General features: G+C 61.6%; 14 protein-coding genes and 1 pseudogene. 7 read left to right on the top strand and 8 right to left on the bottom strand.

Annotation, left to right across the window (positions count from 1 at the left end; genetic code table 11):
- The first annotated feature begins 139 nt into the window (after positions 1–139).
- A complete protein-coding gene (locus tag B7Y49_RS13510; protein WP_374128124.1) occupies positions 140–919 on the top strand; it encodes a class II aldolase/adducin family protein in 780 nt (259 codons plus the stop codon).
- A 252-nt stretch (positions 920–1,171) separates the two neighbouring features.
- Here the strand turns inward: B7Y49_RS13510 and B7Y49_RS13505 are convergent, their stop codons facing one another.
- Complete coding sequence (locus B7Y49_RS13505) at positions 1,172–2,134, bottom strand: NADPH:quinone oxidoreductase family protein (RefSeq protein ID WP_374128123.1); 963 nt, start codon at positions 2,132–2,134, stop codon at positions 1,172–1,174.
- Between the two features lie 61 nt (positions 2,135–2,195).
- Entirely contained in the window at positions 2,196–2,918 is a 723-nt protein-coding gene (locus tag B7Y49_RS13500; protein WP_374128122.1) for a haloacid dehalogenase type II, read from the bottom strand.
- 85 nt (positions 2,919–3,003) lie between these two features.
- Here B7Y49_RS13500 and B7Y49_RS13495 point away from each other — a divergent pair, with 85 nt between their 5' ends.
- The gene (locus B7Y49_RS13495) at positions 3,004–4,704 is read left to right on the top strand and encodes a S9 family peptidase (RefSeq protein ID WP_374128121.1); all 1,701 of its coding nucleotides are present in this window, start codon (positions 3,004–3,006) and stop codon (positions 4,702–4,704) included.
- A gap of 274 nt (positions 4,705–4,978) precedes the next feature.
- Here B7Y49_RS13495 and B7Y49_RS13490 read toward each other — a convergent pair whose 3' ends face one another.
- A complete protein-coding gene (locus B7Y49_RS13490; RefSeq protein ID WP_374128120.1) occupies positions 4,979–5,386 on the bottom strand; it encodes a hypothetical protein in 408 nt (135 codons plus the stop codon).
- Positions 5,387–5,427: 41 nt separating this feature from the next.
- Here B7Y49_RS13490 and B7Y49_RS13485 point away from each other — a divergent pair, with 41 nt between their 5' ends.
- From B7Y49_RS13485 to B7Y49_RS13465, 5 genes are all read left to right on the top strand, one after another.
- Entirely contained in the window at positions 5,428–6,186 is a 759-nt protein-coding gene (locus B7Y49_RS13485; protein ID WP_374128119.1) for a LuxR family transcriptional regulator, read from the top strand.
- Between the two features lie 399 nt (positions 6,187–6,585).
- Positions 6,586–7,233 carry a hypothetical protein gene (locus B7Y49_RS13480; protein WP_374128118.1) on the top strand — a complete coding sequence of 216 codons (648 nt, stop codon included), beginning with the start codon at positions 6,586–6,588 and terminating at the stop codon, positions 7,231–7,233.
- Between the two features lie 534 nt (positions 7,234–7,767).
- Positions 7,768–8,619: a nicotinate-nucleotide diphosphorylase gene (nadC, locus tag B7Y49_RS13475; protein WP_374128117.1), complete on the top strand. Its 852-nt coding sequence runs from the start codon at positions 7,768–7,770 to the stop codon at positions 8,617–8,619.
- A gap of 65 nt (positions 8,620–8,684) precedes the next feature.
- Positions 8,685–9,416: a ribonuclease T2 gene (locus B7Y49_RS13470; RefSeq protein WP_374128116.1), complete on the top strand. Its 732-nt coding sequence runs from the start codon at positions 8,685–8,687 to the stop codon at positions 9,414–9,416.
- Between the two features lie 147 nt (positions 9,417–9,563).
- Positions 9,564–10,304, top strand: coding sequence for a sulfite exporter TauE/SafE family protein (locus tag B7Y49_RS13465; protein WP_374128115.1), 741 nt, complete (start codon positions 9,564–9,566; stop codon positions 10,302–10,304).
- A gap of 172 nt (positions 10,305–10,476) precedes the next feature.
- On the opposite strand, the gene B7Y49_RS13460 is transcribed toward B7Y49_RS13465, so the two are convergent.
- The 5 genes and pseudogenes from B7Y49_RS13460 to B7Y49_RS13440 all read right to left on the bottom strand — a co-directional run.
- A complete protein-coding gene (locus tag B7Y49_RS13460; protein WP_374128114.1) occupies positions 10,477–12,849 on the bottom strand; it encodes a TonB-dependent receptor in 2,373 nt (790 codons plus the stop codon).
- Positions 12,850–13,027: 178 nt separating this feature from the next.
- Positions 13,028–14,959 carry a S9 family peptidase gene (locus tag B7Y49_RS13455; protein ID WP_374128113.1) on the bottom strand — a complete coding sequence of 644 codons (1,932 nt, stop codon included), beginning with the start codon at positions 14,957–14,959 and terminating at the stop codon, positions 13,028–13,030.
- A 28-nt stretch (positions 14,960–14,987) separates the two neighbouring features.
- A complete protein-coding gene (locus tag B7Y49_RS13450) occupies positions 14,988–15,788 on the bottom strand; it encodes an AraC family transcriptional regulator (protein WP_374128112.1) in 801 nt (266 codons plus the stop codon).
- A gap of 57 nt (positions 15,789–15,845) precedes the next feature.
- Entirely contained in the window at positions 15,846–16,211 is a 366-nt protein-coding gene (locus tag B7Y49_RS13445) for a hypothetical protein (protein WP_374128111.1), read from the bottom strand.
- Positions 16,212–16,412: 201 nt separating this feature from the next.
- Positions 16,413–17,850: pseudogene (locus tag B7Y49_RS13440) on the bottom strand (DNA-directed RNA polymerase subunit beta'); the annotation flags it as partial.

Below are 17,850 nucleotides of genomic sequence, written 5' to 3'. Positions count from 1 at the left end.
CCAGCCATAACTGCATCCTTCACGCGTGGAGTCGGCTCGTCAAGCGGCGTTTGGGGTGCTAAAGTCGTATTGCGTGCCAATTTCATGCTGCGCAACATATGCTGCAGCGCAACCGTTATTGATGTCAGGAGAAGATGCGATGGCCACCGCCCTCAAACCCGCCCCCAGCGTTCGCGATCGTTGCTCACCCGAGGAATGGCAGGCCCGTGTCGATCTGGCGGCCGCCTATCGGTTGGTGGCGATGTATGGCTGGGACGATCTGATCTTCACGCATCTGTCCGCCCGCGTGCCGGGGCCGGAGCATCATTTCCTGATCAATCCCTATACGCACATGTTCGAGGAAATGACCGCCTCGGCGCTCGTCAAGATCGATGTCGATGGCAACAAGGTGGACGATACGCCGGCGCCGGTGAACCGCGCCGGTTTTGTGATCCATTCGGCGATCCACATGGCGCGCGAGGATGCGGCGTCGGTGATGCATCTGCACACACCTTATGGTCAGGCGGTGTCGGCGATGGCCGAGGGGCTGCTGCCGCACACCCAGACATCGATGATCGCCGGGCACGACGTGGCGTATCACGAATATGAAGGCATCGCGACCGAGCTTGAGGAGCGCGAGCGGCTCGTCGAGGATCTTGGCACCAAGCACACGATGATCCTGCGCAACCACGGCACCTTGGCCGTTGGCGCGACCGTCGCGCAGGCATTCCTGCGCCTCTATTTCCTCGAGCGCGCGTGCGAGGCGCAGGTGCATATGCTGGCAGCGGGGCGGAATGGGCTTCACAACCCGCCGCAAGGTGTCGAAGGCAAGGTGGAGGAGCAGTCGAGCGGTGCGGGGATGGCGATGCTCGCCCAGGGGCTGGCGTGGCCGGCGCTGCTGCGCAAGCTCGATCGGCATAATCCGGGCTATGCGGAATAGGGGGCGGCTAAGCCCCAAGCTCATTGCCGTCACCCAGGGCTTGACCCGGGGTCCCGCTGTCGCGGAGACGAAGAAAGAGCTGGACCCCGGGTCAAGCCCGGGGTGACGATTGGGGCAGGGTGGCTACCGCCCATTGATGAATGTTGAAGTTGTGCTCCCGCGAAGGCGGGAGCCCAGGCTGGGTCCCCGCCTTCGCGGGGACACAACTGATATTGAAGTGCCGACTAACCTCGAACCGCCTTCATCCCACCCTCAAGGCATCAGAATCACGCGCCCAACCGCCTGTCGGCTCTCGATATAGGCATGCGCTTCGGCCGCTTCGGACAGCGCGTAACGCCGGTCGATGAGCACCTCGATCTTGCCCTGCGCGACGTTCTCAATCAGCCCCTGAATCATGTCGTGGACGCGATCGGTCATGATTTCAGCGCCCAGGAATACACCGCTGAGCGACTGATTGCCGTACATCAGCGTCGCTACATCCACCTTCATCGGCTCGCGCCCGGCTGCCCCCACCATCGACAGGCGGCCGCGATAGGCAAGTGAATCGATCGAAGATTGCAAAGTCGTGCCGCCCACCGGATCGACCACCACGTCCGCGCCCTTGCCGCCAGTCAGGCGCTTCACCTCAGCGGCAACGCCATCGCGCGCATAATTGATGCCGTGATCAAGGCCGTACACCTTCAACCGGTCGAGCCGTTCGTCGCTCGATGCGGTGGCGATCACGGTCGCGCCCGCTTGTTTCGCCAGCTGGATCGCGGCGATGCCGACGCCGCTTGCGCCCGCCTGAATGAGCGCGGTCTCGCCCGATTTCAGTCCACCGCGCCCGAACAGGCATTCATGCGCAGTGCCGAATGCCACCGGGACCACGGCGGCCTTGGCCGGATCGAGCCCGGCGGGGATAGGCCAGCAATTGCGAGCCGGAACGGGGCGCAGCTCAGCGTGCGAGCCATAGCCATCGACGGTTGCCACCCGGTCGCCGACTTTCAGGTGAGTCACCTCGGCACCTACGTCGATAATCTCTCCCGCTGCCTGATAGCCAACGATATGCGGCGTGGTCGCCAGCGCCCCGCGCAACCGGTTGAGCGTGTCGCCGCCCTCCACGCTCACCGCCTCAACGCGGATAATGACACCCTTGGGGTGGCAGACGGGATCGGGCACGTCCTCATAGCGAAGGACGCTCGGGTCTCCGTTCTGATAATAGACGGCAGCTTTCATCAACTTGCTCCTGCGATGTTTTGCGGCATCTGTGCCGCCTTTGGTAGGGAGCGCAAGGCCTTCAACACCCCATCGCCGCCGCCAACGCCACCAAACTCCCCGCCGACCATTCCCAGTCCTGCGCCATATGCGCATCGGGCGCCGTCGCGCCGCCATATTCCATCGGCCGATCGATATAGGCGCATTGCAGCCCGCACGCCCGCGCGGCGCTTAGGTCGCTGTGATGCGCGGCGACAAGGCACAGGTCATGCGGCGCGATGCCCAGCAGATCCGCGGTGCGCAAATAGGCTTCTGGCATCGGCTTGAACGCCTGCACCGCCTCCGCGCCCAGGATTGCGTCGAACACCATGCCGCTGCGCCGTGCGATTTCCATCGTCAGCGCGATATTGCCGTTGGACAGGGTGACCAAAGGATAGCGCCCCCGCAGCCGCGCCAGTCCCGCCACCACATCGGGCCAGTGATCGAGCCTGCGCCACGCAAACGCAAAATCAGCCGCCGCTGCGTCATCCAGCACCAGATCATGCCGCGCCAGCAGCATGTCGAGCGTCTCGCGATTCAGCACATCCAGCCGCGTAAAGGCCCGCTTGCCCGATCGCACTGCCTCCATCGCCGGCTGATAAAGCGCGCGCCACGCGTCGGCGAAACCGGCGGGGTCGATATCGTCGCGCCCCGCCCGCGAGAACACCGCCGCGGCCTCGCGGGCGATGCTGGTGCGCCAGTCGACCAGTGTCCCGAAAACATCAAAGGCCAGCACTTTGATGGCGGGCATCTTGACCTCGGGCATGATCGGCTCTCCAACAGGGCGAATAAGGGGCGTCCGTCGCGGGTTTAGGCGGGGGCGTCAATCGCGGTGCAATCAGGGGGTGGATATGGCGCAAGGAATGCCGCGTGGCGGTTGGTGGTTGCTGATCCTTGGCCTCGTGCTTGCGCTTGGCGGGGCGATGCTCGCCAGCCGCATCCAGACCGCGGGCGGGGTCGAGATTCGCGACATCCGCTTCATCGGCACCGGCGGCAAGCGGATGAGCGCATTGCTCTATGTTCCCAGCACCGCAACGCCCACCAGCAAGGCGCCCGGGATTCTCGCGGTGCACGGCTATATCAACTCGCGCGAAACCCAGTCCGGCTTTGCGATCGAATTCGCGCGGCGGGGCTATGTGGTGCTCGCGCTCGACCAGACCGGGCATGGCTATAGCCAGGGGCCATCCTTCTCCAACGGGTTCGGCGGGCCGGACGGGCTGGCGCATCTGCGCAGCCTGCCGATGGTCGATACCGCCAATATCGGGATGGAGGGGCACAGCATGGGCGGCTGGACGGTGCTCGCCGCCGCCGCTGCTTATCCGGATGATTACAAGGCGATCGTGCTCGAAGGATCATCGACCGGCGCGCCCTTTGCCAAGGATGGCAGCCCCGGGTGGCCGCGCAATCTGGGGTTGGTGTTCAGTCAGTATGACGAATTTTCGAAACTGATGTGGGATGTGGACAAGGCCCGCGACGTGGTCGATTCGCCCAAGCTGCAGGCGGTGTTCGGCACCAGCGAGCGGATCGTGCCGCGCAAGCTCTATGGATCGATTGCTGATGGCACCGCGCGCATATTGGCGACGCCGGCCGTCACCCACCCCGGTGACCATATCTCGCCCGAAGCGATTGCGCGCGCGATCGACTGGTTTTCGGTCACGCTGGAGGGCGGCAAGCCGCTCCCGTCGAGCGATCAGATCTGGTTCTGGAAGGAATTCGGCACCGCGCTCGGGCTGGTCGGCTTCGTCATGATGGTGCTCGGTGCGTTCGACATGCTGGTGCGGTTGCCCGGTTTCGCGGGCGTGCGCGGGATCGTCGAGCCGGTGGCGGAGGCGCGCGACGGACGCTGGTGGCGCGCCTTTGCGATGACGAGCTTCCTGCCCGCACTCACCTTTTTCCCGGTGTTCTCAGGGGTGTATCTGCTCGTGCAGCCCAACCCGATCTTGCCGCAAACGGTATCGACCCAGATCACCATCTGGGCGCTGATCGGCGCGGCAATCAGCTGGCTGATCGGGCGAGGCACGGTCAGCGGGCGGCAATCGGATTGGCTGCCATCGGTGATGCTCGCCGGGCTGAGCGTCGGGGCGGGCTATGCCGCGCTCGCGGTGGCGGATCAGCTGTTTCACACCGATTTCCGCTTCTGGATCATCGCGGTGAAGCTGCCGACGGTACAGCAGCTGCTGATCGCGCTGATCTATGTCGTGCCGATCACGATTGGTTTTCTGGCGAGCGTCCGCGTGCTGGTCGATCGGCTGACGGTGCAGGGCGATGGCTGGGTGGCGCAATATGGCTGGGCAAAGCTCGCGCTGGCGATGGGGTTCGTCGTGATGCTGGCGCTCGATTACGGGGTGTTCTTCGCGACCGGCCAATTACCCACCGCGCTCGATCCGCTCAGCACCGTCATCGCGCTGCAATTCCCGGTCGTGCTGGCGGCGGTGGCCGCCATCGCGATCTTCACCTGGCGCCGCACCGGCAGCTACCGCCCTGGCGCACTGATCGCGGGCCTGATGGTAACGCTGTATGTGGTAGCGGGGACGGCGACGCAGGGGTGGTGAGGGGTGCGGGGCAGCGACCTAAAGTGGAACCGTCACCCCGGACGAGTTCCGTGGCCCACCGATCCACAAGCCAAAAGGTCGGTGCGATCCAATGCCGGATGGCCATAGAACCAGGCGCTCCTGAACTTGTCGTAGGGTCCGAGAGGTCTTGTGACAGCCAGAGGTCGGCGTGATCGTGACCAAACAGGTTTGGCTCGTTTGGCAAACGGACGGCTGAAAATGGGTGGTTAGGCGACTGGCAGCTTTTGGCTGAAAGCATCGCATAGCTGCCCCATTAAGGCGCTGCACCTTCACGGCGGTTGTCGCCCCAATCTCCGCCATAGAAAGCTTCTTCAGCCAATCCCGAAAGATCCCATGGCGAGGTGGATAGCGGCTGACACTCTGTCAGAGTGCGGTTGCTAACCCCTAACTCCGTGGAGGTAAGCGAACCGAGACGGCTGTTGGCGTTGAGCGCCGCCCGAAAGACTGGTCTCGCTTCCTGTGCCCGTATCGCGCTCAAAATACGCATCAGATCAGCTTCATTGCGCGACCCTGTCTTGGCACAAATTCTCTTGATCTGCCCGCGAAGGGTTTGATCGGTGACTATGCGCACCGCCGCGATGTCCTGTGGATCCAACGAATTGCGCTCGTAAGCGGTTCGGGCGATCCCGCGCCATGATGGCTGATTGACTCCGTAACCCACGTCGATAGCGTCTTTATCAATTAGCCTTAGGGGAGGGTGTTGTGGCGACCGCAAACTTGGATCATGCCGCGCTGGTCGCCGATCTTGTCGAGGCGGTGGACGTGACCGATCGTTGGTCGCGTATGACCAAACATCTCGCCGCTATTGGCATGGACCAGATCAATTACGGTATCCTCGACACGGTTGCTGCCGCGCGCATAGACGCGCCAGTCCGTTTCCTCTCAACGATGGCAAGCGGGTGGATCGATTATTATGGCGACCGAAGGCTCGACCTCTCCGATCCCCATGTGTTGTTCGTACGCAACGGTAATCGCCTCCCTTATCGCTGGGGTGAGAGCGTATTACGGCAACTTGACGAAAGCAGTGCCCGCGAAACCGTTGGTTTAACTGTTGAAGCGGGATTGCGCTCACAGCTTAGCGTTCCAATGCTCGATTCCTTCGGCGGGACGATGCCGGTCGCTGGAATGACATTGGGATCGTCGCTCGCTGAGGGCGAGTATTTTCGCGCAATTGATGGTCGCGAATCTGAACTCGTTATGATCGCGCAGCTGTTCCATCTTTATTCAATCGGCGAAGTACGCCGTGAGTTTTATGGAATCGCCAAACTCTCGTCGCGCGAGCGAGATTGCCTCAGTTACCTCGCACAAGGATTGCGGATCGATGCGATTGCCGACCGCCTCTGCCTGGCGCGCGTCACGATCGAGCTCCATCTCCGGAGAGCCCGCAAAAAGCTGCACGCGGCTACCCTGCCTGAAGCCGTCGCCCGCGCGCTCCTGTTCCAGGAAATCACAATCGGCTGAACGCCGCTATGGATTTACATAGATTGCCCGGCACATCGTTTATCTACATTCTCAAACTGATAACGACAGCGCGGCATTTTAGCATGAGATCGATAATAACTTAATTTAAAAAATACCGACCGCTAATAGTCGGTATCTTCAGTGTGAATGATCCGCGCCATCATTCCGTCAATGGAATTACTTCATCTTTCATTTTCAATAAAAAAGTTTGATGTCCTGACAGTCTTCATAATTCTACGGTATCATCAAAAGAAAATTGACAATGCTTTTTTTGTATTTGAATCATAAATTTGATCGAACGAGAAACCATTGATGGCACTGCGACAGATTCCTCAATCAGCTGACTTACGGGGCATCAATTTTGCAATTCGAGATTGCGATCACATCGGGCCTAGTACGTTGAAAGCCATCGCCGCGAGTATTCGTGATGTGCGTCGCCAATCAAGTTCACAAATGTCTATCGATCCGTCACCACTGTTCATTCAATACGGAGATCTGGTCATTGCCGGGTTTGCGCCGCAGGTTGCCAAGGCACGCTGGTCTTGTGGCGCGAACGCAGAAAGCCGACGTGCTGCTGGTTTACTCAACGGAGACGCAACGTCAGCTATTGGCGTTGTGTCATCGGGGCTAAGCGTCGATGCAGGCACGACTACTGCGGCTAGCCCGATTGCCGCGAATGATGATCCAGCGACAGGTACGATTGATCTGGGTCTTCATGTGGCTCCGGTCACCTTGTATCAGTTAAAGGCGAGCTTGGCTGAAGGGCAGCCCTTTTCTTTTTTGTTCCTGCATTATGCCGATGCTGCAACCATGGCGCAGCCAACCACCGGCAATCAGGCACTTGCCGTTAGCGATGAACATACCGAAGTTTATGCCGCTACGGCAGTTGGTTATGACGACCAACAAGAGGCATTCCTAGTGGTGAAGCAATCCGCCGACCCTAATCGGGCCGACGGTGAAATCATGATGCTGTCTTATGCATATTGGACACATCCGGTCCTCTCGCAGGATATTTGGACAGTTTGGAAGTCGAAGCCACAAATTTGAGCCTAGGGAGGCAATCGGAGGATACTGCGTCGATGGCAGAGTCCATCGATCGAAGGATGGCTTTTGTTACGTGCGGACGTTCAAGACCGCGCGTGAAAACGACCGACTCTGGGGCGGAAGCCGCCCGTCCGCTCTTTCACCAGATTGCCGCCGTTCCACCTTTGGGCAGGAACGCATGGCGGTGACTGGGTAAATGTTCGAAATTGGCGGTTAGCGTTCACTTCAACTTCGGTTGTGTCCCCGCGAAGGCGGGGACCCAGTCTGGGCTCCCGCCTTCGCGGGAGCACAAAATCAACGGCCGCAACCGGGGCAAAAACTGCCCTGCGCCCAGGAAAAAGCCCGAGCTGTCGAACCAAGCCAACCCAATATCGTTTTCCTACACGCCCAGCTTTGTGGCAAAGCGTCGATCATGATCGTCACGAAAAACCCCCCGAAACCCCTCCACAACGGCCATTTGCGTCAAGTTGCGCAAACCGATGGAGACCCGCAACTTCCGCAACTTCACCCGCAACTTCATGTGAATCGGGGCACGCTGTGATCCCCGGTTTCGACCTCGAGTCGTTCGTCCGCGCGACGCTTGCCGAGGATTTGGGGGAGGGGGGCGATATCACCTCTGCCGCCGTCATCCCCGCCGAAGCGCGCTTCACCGGGGTGATGGACAGCCGCGATCCGATCGTGGTCGCTGGCCTGCCGATCGCGGAGGCGTTTTTCCGTGCGCTCGATCCCGATGCCGTGATCGAATTGCTGGTGGTGGAGGGCGCACGCGTGCCCGCCGGGACTGATCTGATGCGGATCGAAGGCAGCGCACGCGCCATGCTGACGGCGGAGCGATCGGCGCTCAACACCGTCCAGCACCTGTCGGGAATCGCGACGATGACGCGCGGTTATGTCGACAAGATCATGGGCACCGGCGCAACCTTGCTCGATACGCGCAAGACGATTCCCGGGCTTCGCCTGCTCGAAAAATATGCGACGCGGATGGGCGGGGCGACCAACCACCGGATGGGGCTGTGGGACGCGGCGATGATCAAGGACAATCATGTCGCGGTTGCCGGATCGGTCGAGGAGGCGGTGCGCCGCGCCAAGGCGGCCAGGATTGCGCGGATCATCGTTGAGGTCGACCGGGTCGATCAGATCGAACCCGCGCTCGCGGCGGGCGCGACCCATTTGCTGCTCGATAACATGCCGCCGCCGATCCTGCGCGGCGCGGTGACGCTGATCGGCGGGCGCGTGCCGACCGAGGCGTCGGGCGGGGTGCGGCTCGATACGATCCGCGCGATTGCGGAGACGGGCGTTACCTATATCAGCGTCGGGCGGCTGACACAGTCGGCCCCTGCAGCCGATATCGGGCTGGATTTTAGCGCCATAATGGAGCCACTTGGCTGATCCTTCGCTACCCAAAGCCATGATTTGGCGTTAGATGTCTGCAAGTTACGTAACGGGGGGTCTTCATGCCGATGTCACGCCTGCGCCGCTTTGCCGCTCTGATCGTCGCTGCTGCAGCGGTGGCATTGCCGGGCCTCGCCCATGCCCAGGCTTATAGCTGCGCCGTGCCCGATCGGGTGCCGGTGCCGCGCGCCGATGGCCCCAGCGCCAGCCAACCCAAGCGCGTGCTCCCGATCGGCAGCTATACGCTCGCCATCACCTGGACCCCGCAATATTGTCGGAGCAACGCGCGGGATGAATCGGCTCGGTTTCAGTGCGGCAGCGGCAACCGCTTCGGCTTCACGCTCCATGGGTTGTGGCCCGATGGGACGGGGGAGACTTGGCCGCAATATTGCAAACCGGCGGAAATTCTGGCGCCAGCGGTGATCCGCAAGAATCTGTGCGCCACGCCCTCACCGCAACTGCTCCAGCATGAATGGGCCAAGCACGGCACCTGCATGAACACGACGCCCGATGGCTATTTCGACAAGGCGACCGGGTTGTTCGGGCGGCTGCGCTATCCGGACATGAACGTGCTGTCGCGGCGGCGGTTGACGGCGGGGCAGCTCGCGACCGCGATGGCCCGCGCCAATCCCGGCGTGCAGGCGAACATGATGCGCATCACCGCGACGCGGCAGGGCTGGCTCGATGAAATCTGGCTGTGCATGGACAAGCAACTGCGCTTCGCCGCCTGTCCCGCGCATCAGGGCGGGCTGGCACCGGGCAATCCGATCAAAATCTGGCGCGGGCGGCGATAGGGGCGGGTTAACCTGCAAACCAGCGCGCGAGCGACCCGACAGTACAAAGGGAGATTGAATGCACGGCTGACGGTACCACTGCCGATCAACGCTGTATCTCATTGGATATATCGTTGACATGGTCAATCCGATCGGGCCCAAAGCGCTATGATCACCGAAATCAACCTGCTGCTCGCCCTTTGCCTGATGCTCGGCGCGACATTGTATTCGAGCGTCGGCCATGGCGGGGCATCGGCTTATATCGCCATCATGGCGCTGTTCGGCTTGCCGACGGCGGTGATGCGGCCCACCGCGTTGGCGCTGAACGTGCTGGTATCGGGCTTTGCGTCAGTGCGGTTCATTCGTGCGGGGCAGTTTCGCTGGCGAATCCTTTGGCCGTTCCTGCTCGGCGCACTCCCAATGGCTTATGTCGGCGGGATGATCACCTTGCCGAGCAACACTTATCGCCCGATTGTCGGCGTGGTGTTGTGGCTGTCGGCCGCGCGTCTGCTCTGGCCGCGGGCGATTGTGGCGAGTACCGAGGTGCGAGACCCGCCAATCGTCCCGGCGATCCTGGCCGGCGTTGGCATCGGGCTGCTGTCGGGCCTGACCGGCACTGGCGGCGGTATCTTCCTGTCGCCGCTGTTGCTGTTGTTTGCCTGGGCCCAGCCGAAACAGGCATCGGGGGTCGCAGCGGTCTTCATCTTCGCCAATTCGATTTCGGGCCTCGCGGGCAATGTAGCGTCGCTGCAGCAATTGCCCGCCGGGTTGCCGTTATTCGCCGGTGCAGTGCTGATCGGCGCGACCATAGGCACGACGCTGGGGATCAAATTGCCCGAGCGTTTAGTGCTTCGCTCGCTCGGCCTTGTGCTGATCGTCGCGGGCGCCAAGTTGATCGGCGTGTATTGATGATGCGCTGGTGGTGCGGTCGCCGCAGCAATGGCCACAGCATCACAAATCCGGAAAGGATCAGGGGAGAGGTGTCGGAAGGCACCATCGCCAAGTCATGGCGAATGATATGAGCGCGCGAAACCCAAATCGGTCTCGCGCGCTCATGTGAGGGTAGCAGTCGAACGATTCGTTAGAACTTCACGCCGAATTCGCCGCCGAACACGCGTGGTTCGTTAACGAAACCCGTCAAGTTGTTGAAATCGATTCCGCCAACCGCTTGCGTTGTGTTGGTGATGTTACGGGCAAAGGCCGAAAGCTCGTAGCGTCCCGTCTTGTAACCGATCCGCAATCCGCCCTCGAGCAGGTGCGTGCTCTGGAATTCGACCGAATCATACAGGAAGAAATTGATCTTCGACCGATAGGCCCAGTCGGTATAGGCGTAGAGCTCGCCCGACCCGAGCGGGACGCTGTAGCGCGCCGTCCAGTTGGCGATCCAGCGCGGCGATTGTGGCAGGCTGTTGCCGTTGATGTTGACAATCGCCGATGTGAACGGCGCGGTCGGCACGACGATCGGATCGCGCACGGTGCAGAGTGCGACACCATCGAACCCTTGCACGCCGCATGCGGCGGTCGTCAGATTACGATCACGGATTTCCGTATGGTTATAGCTGAGCCCCGCCGTCAGCGTCAGGTTCGGAACCGGGCGCAGTTCCGCATCTGCCTCAAAGCCGTAACCGCGGACATTGTCCGCGTTCAGCAGTCGGTTCGAATTGACCCCGCCGCCAACCGCGGTGAGCTGCGCATTGTCGAGATCATAGTAGAAGCCGTTGAAGTTCAGACGTCCGCGACCATCGAGGAAGGTCGATTTGATGCCTGCTTCCCATGACTGGATCGTTTCCGATGCGGCCGTCGTTACGCCGTCCTGCAGAGTCTGCGCAGTATTGGCGGGGAACAGGATGCGGCCCTGGATGCTGGGCGCACGATAGCCCTTTGCCGCCCGGGCATAGAGGTTGATATCGTCGGTCGCCTTGTAGTTAACGGTCGCGTCCCACGTCACATTCTCGCCGTTGACCGAACGGCGCACGGTGCCGAGCGGATCCTGGAGGAAGTTAGGGAACTGTGTGTCGCGGGTGCGGGCCACAAAGTAATCGCGGTCATCATTATTATACCGCACGCCGCCGGTGACGCTCAGTTGATCGGTCAGCTTGTACGTCAGTGATCCGAACACGCCGTACGCTTTGCTGTCCTGATCCTGATCGACCAGAATGTTCACGCCGCCGGGCGCATTGTTGGGATCGCCCAGCGTCGAGTAATTCTCGCTGACGATGCGCAAATGTTCACTGAAATAGAAGAAACCGGCCTGATAGCTCAGCGCATTGTCGCCATTGCTGGCCAGGCGGAATTCCTGGGTGAACTGGCGCAGCCGGGGCACGCTGTCGCGCGTTTCGGCGGTGAAGGGGATGTTGCCCGGCCCAAAGAGCCCGGCTGGCAGGAAATTCGCCCCGAAGCCGCCATCGACATCGCCGACCGACGTGGCATCACCGCTCCAATAGCTCGTCACCGAAATCAGCGACACTGGCCCCGTATCGTAGGTCACCCGTGCCGAGAGGTTCTGGGTATCGACTTTCTGCTCATTTTGCCCATCGATCGACACGCGGTCACGGACGAAATTGGCATTGAGCCCGGTCTGCCCCTTGGTGAACACATTCGCACGGAACAGGCGAGCGGTGCCGCGCAGCGTCCGCAATTGCCCTGTCAGCAGAACATCGAACTGGTCGGTCGGCTTGATGAGGATTTGCGCACGGCCTGCGAATTCCTCATATCCTTCAAAGCGATTGCGGGTCGTGCCGGTCGGCAAGACGTTGTCCACATAGCCGTCCTGGCGCTGATACAGGGCGGAGATGCGCACGCTGACGGTGTCATCAATGATCGGCGCGCCGATAGCACCTTGCGCGTTCACGTTATTGAAGCTGCCATAGGAAACGCGGCCATAGCCGTTCAGCGTGTTGCTCGGCTTGACGGAATCGAACTTGACGATGCCGGCCGGCGTGTTGCGACCGAACAAGGTGCCCTGCGGCCCGCGCAGCACTTCCACCCGTTCGAGATCGAATACCGGGAACCCTTTCAGGATCGGGTTCTCGAGCACGACATCGTCATAAACGAGGCTGACCGGCTGCGACGCGTTGAAGTCGAAATCGGTATTGCCAAGGCCGCGGATATAGAAGCGCGGAAAAGTTCGACCGAAAGATGATTCGATGAGCAGACTGGGGACGCGGCCCGACAGGAAGCGGATATCCTGGCCGCCCGCCGCAATGTTATCGAGCAGTTCGCCGCGAACCACCGACACCGACAGTGGCACATCCTGGAGCTTTTCCTCTCGCCGTTGCGCCGTAACCGTGATCGTTGCGAGACCGTCGTCGTTCTCGTCAACCTGAGGCGCAGCCTGGGCGGGCGCGGCGGGGGCGGGATCGGCGGCTGCCGCTGGAGTCGCGATCAGCGCCAGCGCGATCAGCGAGGCGCTGCCAGCGAGCGAACGGGCCAGACGACCGGTCGAAATGGGCATAGAAGTCATGATTCCCCCAGTGAAAAAGATGGCGATCCTACCCTGTCATCCGTGTGACCCGGATTATCCTTTGCCCGGTAACAGAATTGTCACAGCACTCAAGACGGCCGCACCAGCGCCCGGTGATTTAGCTGTGGATTGTTGCGCAGGTGCACCACATTAATGATCGCCGCGACCCTTACTTTGCTGGATCAGCAAACAGCCGCCGCAAGAAGGCTATCTCAGCCTGCTGGGCCAGATCCTGATTGGGCTTTTTGCGCCAGCCATGCCCTTCATCAGCGAACAATATATAGGATACGGGTACGCCGCGCGCGCGAATTGCCTGTACCATTTGTTCGCTCTCGCTTCGCGGCACGCGCGGGTCGTTTGCACCCTGTTCGATCAGCATTGGCTTGGTGATGCCCGCCACATTGGCGCGCGGTGAAATACGCGCGAACACCGCTTGCATCTTCGGGGTACGTTCATCGCCATATTCCGCCCGGCGCGCGTCGCGGCGATAGGCTTCGGTATTCTGAAGGAACGTGGTCCAGTCGCCGATCCCGAACAGGTCGACCCCGCCCGCCAGCTTGTCGCTATATTTGGTCATCGCCGCGAGTGACATATAGCCGCCATAGGAACCCCCATAGACGGCGATCTTTGACCCATCGAGATCGGGTTGCGCCTTGATCCAGTCGATCAGCGCGCCGATGTCTTTCACGCTGTCCTCACGCTTTTCGGCATTGTCGAGGTTCAGGTAGCGCGTGCCATAGCCGGTCGATCCGCGCACATTGGGGACGATCACGGTTGCGCCAAGCAAATCGGCAAAGGCGGCGGGTGTTGTCGACCAACCGGGGCGCGATTGCCCCTCCGGTCCGCCATGAATAATGATGACGACCGGCGTTTTTGCGCCCACTGGCACCGTCTTGGTGCGATAAACGAACGCTGGCACCGATAGCTTGTCGAAGCTCGCGAAGCGGATCAGCTTTGGTTCGGGCATCATTGCCTTGTCGATCGGCCCGGCTTCGGATTCGGTCCAGCGATCGAGCCTGCCGGCCGTCACGTCCCAGCTCCACACATCGCCCGGATCGCTCGCGGTGGCGATCCCGATCGCGAGCTTGCGGCCATCGCGCGAGAATTTTAGTCGACCGACGACGCCATTCGGCAGGGCAGGTTGCGGCAGCGCGCGGCGGGTGACGAAATCCTGCACGGTCACCCGCGAATAGCCATCCTCATTGGTGGTATAAGCCAGGATGCGGCCGTCCTCGCTCAGGTCGAAATCCTCGACGCCCCAGGGTGACGGAGGTGATACCGGGGTCGCCGTACCGGTCGCGATATCGATTTCGACCAGGCGATCGACATCGCTGCCGCGATTACTGATCACCAATACGGACTTGTCGTCGCGCGCAAAAGTTGCGCCCGACAGGCTGGCCTTGGGACCCTTGGCGATCTCGGTGGTTTGGCCGGTTGCAATATCGAGCAGGAACAACTGGCTTTCGACTGCCGAGGTCCGGTGCGTCAGCAGCAACGTCTTGCCGTCAGCGGCCAGGTCCGACGGGTTGGTGACGCCGTTGCCGCTATAGATCATCTTTCGCGATGCCGGATCGGCGGGGTTGGCGCGCCAGATCGTGCGGTCGCCCGATCCCTTGGTTGCCTGCGCCCAATAAATCAGCCCGCCATCGCCCGCCATCACGATCGCGCCGTTCTGGGTGCCCGTCTCGGTCAGCTGGATGGGCTTCAGGTCAGGCCCCATTGCATAGATCTGCACCCATTCGTCGCCACCGGTATCTCGAGTAAACAACACCCGGTCGGTGCCGGGGATGGCGCGGGCACCGCTAATGGGCTCGGCGGCAAAGGTGATTTGCTTGCGCGCCATGCCGGGGCCCTTGACGTGGTGCAGCTGCGGTGTCGCCCCGAACCGCGTCAGGATCAGCATGCTGCCATCGGGCATCCAGTCGGCAAACCCTGCCGCCCGACTTTCCCGATACCGCGCCAGATCGCGCACCAGATCGGCGGGGATGGGCGGCACATTCTCCAGCGTTGCCGCGCCGATGACGCGGGTATCGACCTGCTGCGCGTGGACGGGTGAGGTAAGGGCGGCAAGGCAGGTGGCTGCGAGCAGAATGGTGCGCATGAAAATCTCCGTCAGTCAGGCCGCAAACCTAAGGGAGTGCAGACGCAACGCAAGCAGCATCGACGATCTCGAATTGGGCGTTCGCGTTGATCAGCAGCGATGGCTTGATCCCGAACATCCGCCGGAATGTCGCGCTGAAATGCGCCGAGCTCGCAAAGCCGCCCTCCATCGCCGCGTCCGTTAGGTTGGCGCCTCCTCTCAGTGCTTTAGCGGCAATCGCCAGCCTGCGCCAAAGCCGATATCGGCGAAAGGGGACGCCAGTTGCATGCCTGATCGCGCGGTGGAAATTGCTTTGCGATATGCCCGCGAGATCGGCAGCGACCTTTGCCGATCCGAAGTCATCGGGGCAGTCATCGATTGCGCGGATCGTGGCCGCAATGCCGGGGGAGGCCTTTTGCGCTGGATGCTTGTTCAGGCCGAGCGCTGCCAGCAACGCGTTTACGAGGTCCGTCGCATCGGTGGTCACCGCGATCGCTGCGCATAGGGCGACAAGGCGTGGGTGGGTGTCAGGCTGTGCCGTGATGAAGAGATCGATCGTCTGCTGATCATTAGCCAGCGCATCGAGATAGACGAACATCATCGGCCCCGCCGCAATCAGATGGTGCAAAGTGTTGGGGGGAATAAGCGCGATCGTCCGGGTCTCCGTCTGGCGATCGGGGGATATCTGCCAAGCAATCTCGAATGGCGCCGCCAGCGCGATGGCGAGGGTAGCGACGGTATTGCGATGCGGTGACAGGGCAAACCCGGGCCCGATGTAAATTGCTCGTGCGCCCGCCAGGATGATCCGGGGGTGATCGATGATCGGATCGAGCGGTTGTGCAGTAGTCACGGACGTCAACTTGCCCAGAACAGGCAGCGATGCAAAGTGGCCATACGCGGATACACGCTACCGCCGTATTGCCTCCCACGCCACCAGCGCGAGCAGCGGCAGGCCAGCGACATCGGTCAGCGCAATCGTACTCAGCGCGCCCGGAGGCGATCCGGCATTGGCGTAAACGATCAGGAAGCCGACCATGCTGATGCCCACCACCAGCAACCCGGCACGCCGCGAACAGGGATCGAAGGCGGCGAGCACGGCAATCGCAAACACTGCGAGGAACAATGCGCCCCGATGCGTCAACAAGATGCCGACACTGCCCGATGGCGGCACCCCATAAAGCCGCTGGATCATGGATGGCAGGAATACCGCGAGCGACGGCATCACATGGATCGCCGCCAGCCCGAGCCACGCCGCCTTAGTAAGCAATTCCATCGGTTCATTTCCCGCAACGCTAGCCAACCATCACTCCGACGGACGGCAAGGTCCGGCGGTTCTGGTCACAAAGGCTAGCGCGCCAGCTCGGCGCGGGCTTTCATAAACCGATCAAGTCCAATCCGATCGTGGTCCAAACGAAAACCGCCGCCCGGATCGCTCCGAACGGCGGCTTACATCCTTGCTTCTGATCGTCGGCGATCAGCTGTCGGTGTTCAGATAATCACCGGCATCGGCATCGGTGCCGTGACCGCTGGTAATCACTGCACCAAGCGCATCGTCACCCGTGCCGCCTGCGTCGCGGGCCGAGCGGTGAAGCTCTGCTGCATGCTCTTCAGCGGCGGAGTTTGGTGCGGTGATCGCCACTTCGTCCATCCGGCGCTGTGCCACGCGCATCGCGGCATCGCGCGAATTGGCGGTCACGCGCAGGCGGTTCAGGCCTGCACCGGTGCCTGCCGGTATCAACCGGCCGACGATCACGTTTTCCTTCAGGCCGATCAGCGTGTCCTGCTTGCCCTGAACCGCTGCCTCGGTGAGGACGCGGGTGGTTTCCTGGAACGACGCCGCCGAGATGAAGCTGCGGGTCTGCAGCGACGCCTTGGTGATGCCGAGCAGAACGGGCTTGCCGACGGCCGGCAACTGCTTCTTTTCGAGCTTCGAGTTGATGTCGTCCATCTCCTCGCGGTCGACCTGTTCGCCGGCCAGCAGCGTGGTGTCGCCGCCATCGGTGATCTCGACCTTTTGCAGCATCTGGCGAACGATCACCTCGATGTGCTTGTCGTTGATCTTCACGCCCTGGAGACGATAGACTTCCTGGATTTCCGCGACGAGATATTCCGCGAGTGGCTCGATGCCGAGCACCTCCAGAATGTCATGCGGATCGGGCGAGCCGCCGATCAGGTTATCGCCGCGCTTGACGTAATCGCCTTCCTGCACGTCGATCACCTTCGATTTCGGCACCAGATATTCCACGACCTCGCCGCCATCCTCGGGCTGGATGCCGATCTTGCGCTTGGCCTTGTAATCCTTGCCAAACACGACCCGGCCCGAAACCTTGGCAATGATCGCGTTTTCCTTGGGCTTGCGCGCTTCGAACAGCTCGGCAACGCGCGGCAGACCGCCGGTGATGTCGCGCGTCTTGGCGCTTTCGCGTGACACACGGGCAAGCACGTCACCGCCCGAAACAGTCGCCCCATCCTCGACCGAGAGCGTTGCCCCGGCCACGAGCATGTAACGGCCCGCTTCCTCGGCACTCGCTCCGGTGAGGGTCAGGCGCGGACGCAAATCCTCCTTCGACTTGGTCGCGGCGCGATATTCGGTGACGACGCGCTGGGTGATGCCCGTCGCTTCGTCTGCCTGCTCGGTCAGCGTCTTGCCCTCGATCAGATCGACATATTTCACGACACCGGGATTTTCGGTGATCACCGGCATGGTGAACGGATCCCATTCGGCCATCCGGTCGCCCTTGGTCAGCTGATGACCATCGGGGAACAAGACGTACGCGCCGTACGGAATGCGGTGAACCGCACGCTCGCGGCCTTCGGCATCGATGATGGCGAGTTCGCCCGAGCGGCTCAGCACCACGCGGCGGCCACGCTGATCCTCGATGATCCGCAGGTCGCGATATTCCATCCGGCCA

Origin of the sequence: Sphingomonas sp. 28-62-11 (genome assembly GCF_002278865.1) — a bacterium.
GTDB lineage: Bacteria > Pseudomonadota > Alphaproteobacteria > Sphingomonadales > Sphingomonadaceae > Sphingomonas.
Note: the sequence above shows the minus strand (reverse complement) of the source record. Positions and strands in the feature narration are given on the sequence as shown.

Bases quoted from the DNA above. Each gene is read 5' to 3' on its own strand.
- B7Y49_RS13465 (WP_374128115.1), top strand. From the start codon at position 9,564: ATGATCACCGAAATCAACCTGCTGCTCGCCCTTTGCCTGATGCTCGGC.
- B7Y49_RS13445 (WP_374128111.1), bottom strand. From the start codon at position 16,211: ATGGAATTGCTTACTAAGGCGGCGTGGCTCGGGCTGGCGGCGATCCAT.
- B7Y49_RS13470 (WP_374128116.1), top strand. From the start codon at position 8,685: ATGCCGATGTCACGCCTGCGCCGCTTTGCCGCTCTGATCGTCGCTGCT.
- B7Y49_RS13460 (WP_374128114.1), bottom strand. From the start codon at position 12,849: ATGCCCATTTCGACCGGTCGTCTGGCCCGTTCGCTCGCTGGCAGCGCC.
- B7Y49_RS13495 (WP_374128121.1), top strand. From the start codon at position 3,004: ATGGCGCAAGGAATGCCGCGTGGCGGTTGGTGGTTGCTGATCCTTGGC.
- B7Y49_RS13510 (WP_374128124.1), top strand. From the start codon at position 140: ATGGCCACCGCCCTCAAACCCGCCCCCAGCGTTCGCGATCGTTGCTCA.
- B7Y49_RS13455 (WP_374128113.1), bottom strand. From the start codon at position 14,959: ATGCGCACCATTCTGCTCGCAGCCACCTGCCTTGCCGCCCTTACCTCA.
- B7Y49_RS13500 (WP_374128122.1), bottom strand. From the start codon at position 2,918: ATGCCCGAGGTCAAGATGCCCGCCATCAAAGTGCTGGCCTTTGATGTT.
- B7Y49_RS13505 (WP_374128123.1), bottom strand. From the start codon at position 2,134: ATGAAAGCTGCCGTCTATTATCAGAACGGAGACCCGAGCGTCCTTCGC.